This window comes from Spirosoma koreense (genome assembly GCF_054777875.1).
Window position 1 is genome coordinate 2,510,726 of sequence record NZ_BAAHAC010000022.1, and the last position, 12,341, is coordinate 2,523,066.

Genomic DNA, 12,341 nt, shown 5'->3' on the forward strand with positions numbered 1-12,341 from the left:
ACCGAACCCCATCATTCGACCAGTAGCTTTATCTTTTTACTCTTTGTGCGGTTTTGTAGCCAGCGTTCGATTCGGCGTTTTTCAGCGGGCTTATGTCGACGGGAAAAACGGGCGTATACCAGCAACACCGTATCGGGCTTGTTACTTGTGGCATTCATAACCAGCGACTGAGAAGCTGTAAACGTTTGCACGTCGGGCATGAGAATTTTAAGCTCATTTCGCAGGTCGGCAACCGGCAGCCGTGACGTTTGCGATAGGTCAATGTACTGACGAAGAGAGTCGATGATGTGGTCTTTTCGGGCAATAGTGGCCTGGCTGTATTGAATAACCTGATCAGTCACTGTTGTTTTAAGCGCATCGACGTCAATTTCTGCATCTTTAAAGTTTCCCTGTTTAATTAGCAGATTAGCCTCGGCAAGACCATAAGCGGGCATTTTGGCTCGTAATAGATTGATTGAGTCTTTTGGTAGTGGTTCGCCTACCAGCGAAAGTTCCAGTATAGGCTGCTTTCGATTATAGCGGGCCGAGTAATTGATCACTTGTCGGTACTGAAAATTACATTCGGCAGTGACAAACCGTTTGGCTGACTGCTCGAAAATTGTTTTGCGAACAATCTGATAACCCAGGTAGCTACTGGGTACAACCACAATCAGCACAGCAACCCAAATGGTAGTACGAACCCGTCGTTCTACACCTACCGACGGATATTCTTTCTGCTGATAGCCCAGAAAACGAACAATCAGCAGGGTGGCCAGGCTAATACAAACGCTGTTGATAAGAAATAAATAAAAGGCTCCGGCAAAATAGTAAAGGTTACCAATCGACAAGCCAAAACCCGCCGTGCAAAGCGGTGGCATAAGCGCCGTCGCAATGGCAACGCCCGGAATAACATTGGTCACTTTATCCCGGCGGGAGCCCGCAACGATGCCGGCTAGTCCGCCAAAAAAAGCGATAAAGGCATCCCAGACCGTGGGTGACGTACGGGCTAGTATCTCCGATTGAGCCAGGTGCAAAGGACTAATGAAAAAGTAAAGCGTTGAGGTAAGCAGACTGATAAAGACGGCGATACTTAGGTTTTTTAATGACCGTTGAATCATCGTCAGGTCATTAATGCCTATCCCCAGTCCAATACCCATGATTGGCCCCATCAACGGAGAAATGAGCATGGCACCTATGATAACGGCTGTCGAATTTATATTGAGTCCAATGGAAGCAATGAAAATGGCAAAAATGAGCGTCCATAAATTAATACCCCGGAATTCAATGCCCCGGCTTATGGACTGAATGATAGCTGCTTCGTCTGCTTTATCTTCTTCCAGACTGAACCGCTCACGAATCATCTGGCTGAACCGGGTGAGCAAATCCAGGCGATTCGTTTCTGGGATTTTAGGATCGTTGGCAATCATTGTTGAAGCCGCTTAAAGCAATGATAAGCGTAAAAATGAGCGGTTTTAATTGAAAGTTAATGTATTCTTGTACAATTCTCTGCCATGCTATGAATGTATTTACGCTGATCACCTTACTCATTGTCATCGCAGCCGTGTTTGCCTACCTTAATACACGCTGGCTAAAATTGCCCGATGCCATTGGCATCATGGTGCTATCGCTGGGCTTTTCGGCAGGGATGATCAGTGTCAATGCTATACAACCTTCCTGGTTTGTGCTGGTACGTCAGACCGTAACTGAAATCGATTTTGGTCGCGTGCTGTTCGATGTCATGCTTAGTTTTCTGCTCTTTGCCGGGGCCTTTCATACCGATGCTTCCCGGTTGAAAGTTGAACGTCGGTCGGTGATGCTTTTTGCCCTGGTGGGCGTACTGCTGAGCACAGCCCTGATTGGCATAGGGCTTTATTGGGTTGCTGGCTGGCTGGAATTTAGCTTGTCCTTACCGGTATGTCTGTTGTTCGGGGCCTTGATTTCTCCTACCGATCCAATTGCTGTATTGGGCATTCTGGCAAAATTCAAACTGCCTGAGAGCGTCAAACTGAATATTGTCGGTGAGTCGTTGTTCAACGATGGAATAGGCGTTGTAGTTTTTGCCTCCATATATCGAATCGTAGTCGATGGAGCAGGGAGTATTAGTGCCAGCGAAATTGCGCTGTCGTTTCTGGAAGAAGCCGGGGGCGGAGTACTCTTTGGGTTAGCACTTGGCTACGGCATGTACTGGCTCATGCGGTCAATCAATCATTACCAGACCGAAGTGATCATTACCGTAGCCGGAGTGATGGGTGGATACCTGCTGGCGCAGAAACTACACATATCCGGACCCCTGGCGATGGTCGTTGCTGGACTGTTTGTGGGCAATCATGCCCGTGAAGATGCCATGAGCCATATGACGGAAGAATACGTCGATAAGTTCTGGGAACTGATCGATAGTATTCTTAACGCATTGCTATTTGTGCTGATTGGCCTTGAACTGCTGCTCGTCGATTTTCAGTCGAGTTACTGGCTTATCGCTATCCTGACGGTTGTGCTGGTGATTCTGGCCCGGTTTATTTCCATCTGGCTTCCGTTTCGGCTGGCCCGGCGCTGGCTCGATCTCGACGATAAAGCACCGCTCATGCTGACCTGGGGCGGTTTGCGCGGTGGGTTGTCCATTGCCATGGCCTTGTCCATTCCCAACGCATTGCCGCACAAAGATTTGCTGGTAACAATCACCTACAGCGTGGTCCTGTTTTCAGTTATTGGTCAGGGATTGACTATGGAACGGCTCATTCGACTATTATATCCAGCGGATGCCACAGATGCCTAAGGATGCAGTTGGGATACGCTAAAACGGCTTTCTCCGATTTTACGACCTACGACTTGGTGCCTGTACCAACGATATAACAATCGTATCGCTGGTCTGGTAGAATCGGTCGTTCGAAGGGCCGGATTTCAGGCCGATCAGGTGCGGGGCAAACGAAGAACCAATTTTACCTGAATACAGTATTTTGTAAATAAGCCATTGCCTGTCAACTAGTTGAAAAGCAACCTTAAGGTTGATTGGCAGCCAGAATAACTATTCGGTGAATGGTTGGTTTGACCCCAAAGACCTTACGCGTTCATACATGCCCATTTACCTGCGTCAATACTGGCAACAACTTCGTGAATCGCTTTGGTTTGTGCCGGGGCTGATGGTATTGATCTCTTTTGGGTTGGCGTATGGGCTGGTAACGTTCGATGCGCACACAAGCTGGCATGGGGCAAAGCGTTTTCCGTTGCTGTTCGGAACGGGGGCCGAGGGGGCAAGAGGTATGCTGGCCGCTATTGCCGGTTCTATGCTGACGGTTGCGACCCTGGCATTTTCTCTAACCTTGTCGACTATTTCTCAAGTAAGTAGTCAGTATTCACCCCGTGTCCTGCGCAACTTCATGCGCGATCAGGTCAATCAGGTCGTGATGGGTTATTTTGTGGGTGTATTTGCTTATTGCCTGATTGTGCTGGGAACCATTCGGGGAACGGACGAAATCAAGTTTGTGCCTTCAACGGCAGTGCTGACGGGGTTGATTTTAGCTTTAGGGGGTGTTGTCGCGCTGATATTCTTTATTCATCATATCGCCGAATCGCTCCAGACCGGCACCATCGTTCAGCATATTTTTCACGAGACCAAGAAAGCCATTACAGATTTATTTCCGGATCGGTTTGGCGAACCCATTGACGATCCGCAGAAAGCGGAAGCTGCTTTACGCTATACGGATGAACAAATTGGCTGGCATCCGGTACGAGCCAGGCAGTCGGGCTATTTGCAGTTGATTAATACGGATGGGCTGCTGCGGTGGGCGGTGCAGCATAAGGTCGTGCTACGTATAGAGAAAGAAATGGGGGCCTTCGTGGGAGAAGATACCGTGCTGTTTTGCGTCCGTAGCGGAATAGAGCGACCTGATCCGGCCGAAGCGGACTGGCCCGATACCCTGCTGGATTATGTGAGCATTGGCAGGCATCGCAACGTTGAACAGGATGTTGCGTTTGGCATACAGCAACTGGTAGACATTACCCTGAAAGCGCTCTCGCCCGGCATTAACGACACAACGACAGCAATAATGGCTGTCGATTACCTGGGTGCTATCGGCGAACAACTGGCCAAGCGTGAGTTCCCGGCCCGACTACGTTCCGATGGTCAACATTTGCGGGTGCTGGTGCGAAGTGCCGACTTCGATGATTTTATCCGACTCGCTTTCGACTTACCCCGTATCAATGCCAAAGGAAACCACGCGGTACTCCGGCGCTTATTGCGGGGGTTAGCGTTGATCAACGACGCTATTTGTTCGGATGATCGTAGACCTATTCTTCGTCAGCAAGTCGATCTGTTGATGGCTGAAACCGAGCGGACACTAAGTACAGATTATGAAAAACAGCAGGTGCGCGAATTACATACACGCATCATGAAAGCATGGTCGTGAATAAAAACGGCTATAGCGCTATACGTGAATCTGTTCTACCCACTAAGTATAAGTACGTTTACAGCCCGTCTGTTCTAACCAAATTCTAAGCTTTCCTTAAGGCTATCCTAACTATTTCGCTGTTCGTAAAGGTAAGTTCGAGTTGAAGCTATTATGACCTACTAACCAGTCATTTCAGCGTAGTAATTGACTCATTTTGACCCGAATTAATCAGATCGTGATGACTACGGGTAAATCTAAAAAAACGGACCGCAGTGGCGGACCATCAAATTCGTCACTTGCCACCATAAATCACTTAGCCATCGCACTAATAGAGCATTTTGTGAGACAGTTGTTTTTTAATGGCTGTCCAACACTACCCGTCGCATACGCTTTGCCAGAAACTAACATGTTTTTATGGGTTTACCGATGACTTGATCAGGCATTACCCTAAGAAAGATGGGCCTGTTTGGTTTGTCCCTGAAGAGGTGTCACCACCCCTTCAAGTCAATCTTTCGTTAGGGTTTCAACCGTTTGGCAGTCGCATCGAACGTCGACAAGGTACCTTTCAGAGTATTGTCATCCACTTTGGTGAGCTCAATGGGAACCTCCCCGCCCTGAGACGACTCAAAGTACATCATCACCTTGTCGCCTTTCTCCTCAACCCGAATAAGGGGGCGTTTAGCTTGGCTAGGATCAGCGGCATTCGTCAATTCACCCGTCAGTTTACCCGCCTTGCGGACTAAATCCGTTGTAAATGTTACATCGCCAACGGGGGTGCCTACGGCACTAATTTCCCATTTACCCGCAAAGAAATCAGTAGGGGTCGTCGTTTGCGAATAAACAGCCTGGCCCATTCCGATAAACAAGTACAGAAAAAGAATATGTACGTTTTTCATAGTAGTTAAAAGGTAAAATGTACTACAGTTTTCTTTCGTATTGGGATTTGTATCTATTCGACAACGACCCGGGCCCGGTCCAGATTCTGAATACGAGTAAACCGGGTTTTCGCATCGCCTTCCCGCTGAGCCGCTATGCGAAGGGTGGGGAAGTAGGTACCTGGTTTGGTAAAAGTGTAGGTAGACGTCACCCGGGCATGGGAACCGGTTTGATCGGATGGCTGGAGCTGGGCCGCTACGGGGAAGGCATCGGAGGTGTCAAAGTTCCAGCCATGAAGATCACTGATGGCAAAGTCACCTGGTAACCCCTCAAAATTCCAGACCGCCTTCACGACTTTACCCTTGTTTTTGGGCACGGCTACCTCGGCGGTGAAGCGAACCGCTTGCCCCACTTTCACCACCGCTCGTTTGCCCCCATTGGCCAGCACGTTGACCACCGGCTGAATACCGCCCCGTTCATCAACCGTAGCCGGAAGGACAACCTGTCCGTCGACAATCGAATAGCGGGTCGTGGGGGCCGGTTCGATGCCTTTCTCCACCCAGGTGCTCAAATCCAGCAACGCCTGCTGCAGCACGCCCAGATAACTCACCGTCCGGGTGGGGTCATCCTCGATGGCTACATCACCATGTAGGGCATGGTCGGTGTACCAGAGTCGAAAATGCTGATCGGTTTTATCGCCCAAATTCGCCTGTACCCGGGACCGGTACCAATCCGCCTGCCAACCGAACGCTTCCCGGTCCCAGCGGGATTCGAGTAAAATCATCTTCCCCTTGAACTTACCCGTCGGCAATACCCCAGCCGCTCCCCGGGTAAACAGGGGTCCTAAAAGCATGGGGCGCTGGGGGTAGATTGGTTTTCCGGCGGCATCCCGAAACTGATCGTATACAGCATATTCTTTGCCGGGTACTTGGTGCCGGTGATAGGTTTGTACTGCCAGGAAGTCCGAATTGTCGACCTGTACGCTGTCGCCTGGCTTTACCAGCGCCAGCAAGGCCGGATCGACCGGACCAAGGATGACCTTATCCCCCGTAATTTTCGTAAGCTGCAGAGTCTTACCGGCTGCGGCCCCGCTTTTGATACGCAGGTCTCCGCCTAAAAAGTCTATATTAGGCAATTGGTTTTGCAGCTGAAACCCAACGGGCATGGCCCCTTCCACCCCACCCAGGCTTTTCCAGGCGGCATCGGCCGTACCCCGGTCCTGGGCTGACATCGCCTTCGTTAAGCCTAATGCTACAGCCTGGTCACTACTGACACCGGCCTTGATGGTACTGCCCTGTTGGATACGCGCTTTTAGCAGGGAGGCCGGTGCGGTGGCTCCCAAATAACCGGGGGTGTTCCAGAATTCCTTCTCGAAATAGGCCCGATCGATGCCGACAATACTTTGATAGAGCACCAGAAATCCATGGATACCCATCGTCTTGTAGCCAAACCAGGACTGGGGTGGAAAGCCCATTTTGGTGACCTCCTGTAAGGCTTCTTTTTCTTCAGGATTCAGTCCCGCATACATGTCGCCACTACCACCGGGTTCGAGGGCATCGATGATCTGAGGGAATTTATCGTGCAACACCCGCATGGCATGCATCCGAACCGTAAAGACGTTGGGAATGGCCATGGGTGAACCCAGCACATAGGGCACAACACCATCCCAGACGCCCTCCGTATTCTCAATGCCCCCCACGGTTCGATAAGCCCCTCCACTACCCCCGAAGGCATAGCCGAACGGCCGCTTCCCCCCGTAGAGTTGGGCTGCGATCACCCGGGAATATTGAGCCGATGCCGCATTGGCCCGGTAGGCACTTATGCTGGCATCCCGGGCTTGTGGCCGGGCAAAGTCGATCTTGCCGCCTTCGTTGGTTTCAATAAAATAGGCCCCATGCGAGACCGCAAAGCCAATTTTATCTTCCTCGCCGGTGGCTCCCTGGGACAAATTTTCATTGTCCGGAAAAGGCGTAATATACTGGAAAAAGTGGCCCTGATAGGTTTCTTTCGGGGGGAAGTAAAACGAGAAACGGGCGTCCGTTCCGGTAAAACCACCATGTACGTACCGGTGGCGCACCGGCTTATCCCGCCACTCATCCACATCTACATACGGCGCTTTAAACAGCGTGTCTTGGGTAGTATATTGTTTAGCGAGTGCCGAGCTTTGCTGGGACAAATTGGTTGGCGTCTGCCCAAAGGACACATAAGCAGTTGTCACCACTAACAAGACGAAAAGAAGACGTAACGACTGCATTAGGGCTGATTTCATCGGTTTTTATTGGGTTAAAGGGGCTATCCAGTGGGTGGGAAACGATTAGAGACCGGTTGCTCATAGGGACAACGCCTTTACTCGGTTATCATCACCGTGACGGGCGTTGCCAGTGCCGCCTGTATATGCGCATCGATGGCTTGAAGCCCGCTGGGTGTGCAAAGACTCCGGATGTAGTGGCCGATCGTTTGGATCATTAAGCCCTGGGCCGATAACCCAAATCGGTTAAACGCCCCACCCCGAACGATAGCCTGGTGAAGCACCAGCACACTTTGTAAAGCAACAGGAGGAAGAATGTCGGCTCGAAATGCCCCCTCGTCCATGGCCTGGTGAATGACGGACAGAAAGTACTGCTCGAATTTTGGCCCAATCACGGCATTCACACGCTGTTCAAGCTCAGGATAGTACACGTGCAGATCCTCGTAGAAGACTTTATTGATGTGGTACTCCTTGTCCATAGCCAGTTGCCAGATCCTAAAAAACAGACAGGCCGCGTTTTTCCCTGCCGGGAGGTTTTTCAGTAGTTGGTACTGCTCTCCGTGGTAGCGATACAGGACCGCTTCCAAAAGCTCTTCTTTATTTTTAAAGTACTTATAAACCGTTTTGGTGGAGATGTTGAGCGACTCAACGAGCTTCTGTATGGACATTTGTCGAATGCCATACTGTAAACACAGGTTCAGTGATGCCTGTAAAATTTCGTTTTTCATGAGAACTCTTCATGGAAATTTTAATTCCTTTGATATTTTCCTTTACAAAAGAAGAGGAAAATATATTTACAAACAAATTTTCCTCACGGTTCTAATAAGTTTATGGGTTGATGCAACAGCTTGCCGATGTTTTTTAGCACATAATGGTTAGTCCGCCATCCACCGTCAGCACGGAGCCGGTCATATGACTGGCATCGGGACCGGCTAAAAACCAGTCGACACCGGCTATTCGGATGGGAGCGGATTTGCCAGCGGAAATAAAATCGAAAGGACTGAATGAACAGGAGGCACCAAAAGCAGTATAACCTACTTTCAGGTGTTTTTAGACTACTGGAGGTCACTCTTGGTAGTTTTAGAAAACGCCCCATTTTCAAAACAGCATAGCTACCTCTCGGAAGTTACACCCGGACATTATTAGTAATCTCAAATTGCTGTCTCACTAATCAAAATCGAAATCTCACATTTTAGCTGAGTTTGTGAGACTAATTTTCTCCCGAGTTACGAATTTGATGGTCCGCCACTGCGGTCCGTTTTTTTAGATTTACCCTGACTACTCAACAACTTACAAAACAGCAACGTCCAGCTACCAATCCCAGGCTATTGTTCCAATTGTATGGATCCTTGGTTTGCTTATTGCTCATTATCGGTTATCTGCTCTATAAAAATACCCAGATCGCCCGCCAGGCAGATCGTGAGCGCAATACCCTGCGTGCTTCCATCGGCAACAATCAGATAGCCCTCGATCGCCAGCAACTTACGTTTGGCATGAAAACGTTTGTCTGGGCCGTACGAAACGCCATGCTTCATAACAAATCCGGTGAGATAAATGAATACTTCACTACACTGGTCAAAGACAGGGGTGTCCAGGAAGTGCTCCTGGTCGATCCGTCGGGGAAAGTAACCCTCTCCACCAATCGGAAAAATCAAGGTATTCTGTTTGTTAGCCGCTTTCCGGGCTATCTGCTTCAACAGCAGGATGTGTATTTCAACGATAAAAACCCCTATGAACTCTCCGCGCCTGTAACCGGGCCCAACAAGCGTTTGGGTACGTTAGTTATGTTTTACAAACCAGCCTCGCTGCTACCTAAAGTCCCTGTCAGTCAGTAAGACACGCTTTTAGTCTCAACGTTATGCTTTTATTCTGGGGTTTTTTCCAGCCGCCACGGGTAAACGAACCGCCTTGTACCCTCAATGATGCAATGATTCGGTTCTGGCATACAGTTCGTGATTTTATGAAGAGAATGGCTGCCCGATTGCCGTACCTGATCGTTGGGGTATTTGTGTTTCTGCTTTTCTGGCTACTGGGCAAAGGCATCAAAAAACACATCAATAGAGTCGCCGTTCAGCGCTACTCCATCGACGATACCCAGGCAAATTTGGTAAGCTAAACTGTCGGTATCCGAACCTACCGCGCTTTTACTAGTTAGACAGGTACGGCTAGGAATTTTAGTCGGTCTGATTGGTGTATTGTTTACCTCTCCACCGATTGCCATACGGCTCGTTATTGTCGAAGAACTTTATGTGAAAGACCGGCTTGAAAAGAAAGTTAAGTAAACCATTTATAACAAAACCTCAACGAATATGAAAACGGTATATGGTATGGCTACAGTCGTGTTTACGCTCATTGCACTGAATGCGTGTACGCCCAAAATGACCTTTGTTACTTCTTCCATTGTTCCGGCTGCCAGCGGAGCTGTCAGTGTGAAGAAAGATAAGAACAGTAACTACATTATGAACGTAACGGTGATGAATCTGGCAGCGCCTAAAAATCTAAGCTCGTCTAAAAATACATACCTGGTATGGATGGAATCCAGCGACAATTCCGTCAAAAAGTTAGGCCAGCTAATGCCTGCCGGGAAGACGCTAAAAGGAACCTTGAGTGCTACCTCGATTAACAAGCCCGATCAGGTTTTCATTACAGCGGAAAATAATGCCGATGTACAGTATCCAGACGGAGAAACCGTTCTGACTACCAGAAAATAACCCCGTTTGAGGTGAATGGTACGGGGCTGCATGGTTTGGTTTATGTGGTTAGAAACACTTTCTAAGCCAATTCTAAGCAGTATTTAAGTCCATTCTTATGACTGTAGGGTAACATTGCTGATGCTTTCCTGGGTGGCCAAATCGACCAGCTGGTAGAGACTAAACCGAAGCACAGCATGAAAACGCAACTAACCTATTTATTGCTTTCGGGTCTGGCGAACGTTACGTTGGCGCAAACCCCAGCATCCGATGCAACTATCCTCATGAATCTGGGGCGTTTCGATGAAGCTACCGTATTGCTTACTCGGAACGCTCAGCAGAATCCAGGTCTACAATCGTATTTCGACGCTGGTTACAGCTATTTACGCGCGGGCAAGCCGGACTCGGCTCGTGTCTGGTTTTCCAAAGGGATTCCGTTAGACGAAAAGCGCGTTCCGCTCAATCAGACGGGGTTAGCCATTACCTATCTGGTGAAATACGATATGGCTAATGCGGGGCCGAAACTTGATGAGGTCGTCGATAAGAGTAAAGGCAAAAACGCCCAGATTCTGTACCGGATCGGTGAAGCTTATACGGGCTATCTGACACCTGGTAACGGGTCAATTAAGCCGATCTATCCGAAAGCGGTCGATGCCGCTAAAGCCATCGATTTTTTGAACCGGGCCGCTGATCGGGATAAGAAAAATTCGGCCATTCAACTGGCACTTGGCGATGCGTATTACCTCAATAAAGATGCGGGTACGGCCGTATCGCGCTACGAAAGTGCGCTCGAACTGGGCATGAATGCATCGCGCGTGTATCAGCGGATTGGCGACATCTACTGGCAGGGCCGCAACCTGAATCTGGCCGTCGAGAATTATAAAAAAGCGATTGAAGCCGATAAAAAGTATGCACCCGCCTATAATCAGCTGGCCGAGCTTTATTTCTTGGTCAACCGATACAAGGAAGCGGCCAGCTACATCGATCAGTACGTGAACGTATCGAAGGATAAGCGGCAGGAAACGTTGCTTCGTCAAGCTCAGTTTCACTTCCTGGCCAAAGACTATCAACGTACCGTCGATCTGATCGATAGTAACCGCACCGCACTGGCGCAGAATCCAATTGTATATCGGATTGAAGGCTGGGCCTATTCGTCGCTGAAACAGCCGCAGAAAGCCATCCAGAATATCAGTACGTTTCTGGAAAAAGCGCCGGACAAAATCATGCCCGACGATTACAAATACCTGGGAAACGCTTACTTAAGTATCGAAAATCCGGGTAGCGATTCGCTCAAAGCCATCAACGATTCCTTAGGTATCATACATCTCGCCAAAGCGGCTCCGTTCGATACGACGGATAATCTTTACAGCGATATCGCCAAGTATTATTACCGGGCCAAGAAACACCCACAAGCCGTTGCTGCCCTTGATTCAGCCGCTAAACATGGATTCAAAGCCGATGTACAGGACTTATTCCGGTATGGCATGAGCAACTACACGCTTGGTTTCCAGCGCGATAGTCTCGGGAAGCTGATCCGGGATACCACCCGCTTTGCGCTGGCCGACTCCGCTCTGGCTCTGGCTCAGAAAGCTTCGCCCGACTATGCACCAACCGTACTGTATCGGGCGAAATCGAACTACTACGCGTATACGCCCGAAGAAGCCGTCCGCAATGGTAAGGCGAAGCCTTATTTTGAGCAGTTCATCAGCATGGTAGCTGATAAACCAGAGGACCGTAATCGATACAAAAAAGATTTGCTCCTGGCTTTCAAGTACCTGATTTCCTACAGTGAATTGGTCAGTAAAGATGTCAATGCCCGTAATGAGTGGCTGCAGAAGGGCTTGTCGTTTTACCCTGAAAATAAAGATTTAGCCAAAATAGCTACTCCCGAAGCGGAAGCAGTTGAGCAATAATTCTTTTGTGATTGACTAGAAGCACGTTAATACCACTATCGGGGCACCGTCTCCTGGTAGTGGTTTTGTTTTGCAGGTGTCTCCGCAAATCGATGCGAACCAGTATTTTTTTAGGCCTGCTACTCACACACCCTGGTGTCGTGCGTGTCTTTCAGCAAAGGGGAAGTAGAATTTGATCGGGCGGTCGATGGTTCTATACCGATTCAATTGAAGCCTGTAATTCATTCGATCCCAGAGTTTATTTGGTGAA

Annotated in this window: 10 protein-coding genes; 6 read left to right on the forward strand and 4 right to left on the reverse strand. The window is 49.1% G+C overall.

The annotated features are described in order from the left end of the window. Positions 1-11: 11 nt before the first annotated feature. Positions 12-1,406 carry a TIGR00341 family protein gene (locus ACYVC2_RS23940; protein ID WP_461106501.1) on the reverse strand — a complete coding sequence of 465 codons (1,395 nt, stop codon included), beginning with the start codon at positions 1,404-1,406 and terminating at the stop codon, positions 12-14. A gap of 89 nt (positions 1,407-1,495) precedes the next feature. On the opposite strand from ACYVC2_RS23940, the gene ACYVC2_RS23945 reads away from it, so the two are divergent. Together ACYVC2_RS23945 and ACYVC2_RS23950 are read left to right on the forward strand one after the other, a co-directional pair. Then, positions 1,496-2,752, forward strand: a complete 1,257-nt coding sequence (locus ACYVC2_RS23945) for a cation:proton antiporter (protein WP_461106503.1) — start codon at positions 1,496-1,498, stop codon at positions 2,750-2,752. Between the two features lie 298 nt (positions 2,753-3,050). Further along, positions 3,051-4,382, forward strand: a complete 1,332-nt coding sequence (locus ACYVC2_RS23950) for a DUF2254 domain-containing protein (RefSeq protein ID WP_461106505.1) — start codon at positions 3,051-3,053, stop codon at positions 4,380-4,382. Positions 4,383-4,879: 497 nt separating this feature from the next. Here the strand turns inward: ACYVC2_RS23950 and ACYVC2_RS23955 are convergent, their stop codons facing one another. The 3 genes from ACYVC2_RS23955 to ACYVC2_RS23965 all read right to left on the reverse strand — a co-directional run bounded on the left by ACYVC2_RS23955 (position 4,880) and on the right by ACYVC2_RS23965 (position 8,216). Then, positions 4,880-5,260 (reverse strand): hypothetical protein, encoded by a 381-nt coding sequence (locus ACYVC2_RS23955; protein ID WP_461106507.1) that lies wholly within the window; start codon positions 5,258-5,260, stop codon positions 4,880-4,882. Positions 5,261-5,313: 53 nt separating this feature from the next. Continuing rightward, entirely contained in the window at positions 5,314-7,509 is a 2,196-nt protein-coding gene (locus ACYVC2_RS23960) for a hypothetical protein (protein WP_461106509.1), read from the reverse strand. 77 nt (positions 7,510-7,586) lie between these two features. Further along, a complete protein-coding gene (locus ACYVC2_RS23965) occupies positions 7,587-8,216 on the reverse strand; it encodes a TetR/AcrR family transcriptional regulator (protein WP_461106511.1) in 630 nt (209 codons plus the stop codon). A gap of 609 nt (positions 8,217-8,825) precedes the next feature. Here ACYVC2_RS23965 and ACYVC2_RS23970 point away from each other — a divergent pair. The 4 genes from ACYVC2_RS23970 (at position 8,826) to ACYVC2_RS23985 (ending at position 12,091) form a co-directional block, all read left to right on the forward strand. Beyond that, positions 8,826-9,323 carry a hypothetical protein gene (locus ACYVC2_RS23970; protein WP_461106513.1) on the forward strand — a complete coding sequence of 166 codons (498 nt, stop codon included), beginning with the start codon at positions 8,826-8,828 and terminating at the stop codon, positions 9,321-9,323. Between the two features lie 125 nt (positions 9,324-9,448). Continuing rightward, a complete protein-coding gene (locus ACYVC2_RS23975) occupies positions 9,449-9,604 on the forward strand; it encodes a hypothetical protein (RefSeq protein ID WP_461106515.1) in 156 nt (51 codons plus the stop codon). A 193-nt stretch (positions 9,605-9,797) separates the two neighbouring features. Continuing rightward, complete coding sequence (locus tag ACYVC2_RS23980; RefSeq protein WP_461106517.1) at positions 9,798-10,199, forward strand: hypothetical protein; 402 nt, start codon at positions 9,798-9,800, stop codon at positions 10,197-10,199. Between the two features lie 176 nt (positions 10,200-10,375). Further along, positions 10,376-12,091 (forward strand): tetratricopeptide repeat protein, encoded by a 1,716-nt coding sequence (locus tag ACYVC2_RS23985; protein WP_461106519.1) that lies wholly within the window; start codon positions 10,376-10,378, stop codon positions 12,089-12,091. The last annotated feature ends 250 nt before the right edge of the window (positions 12,092-12,341 follow it).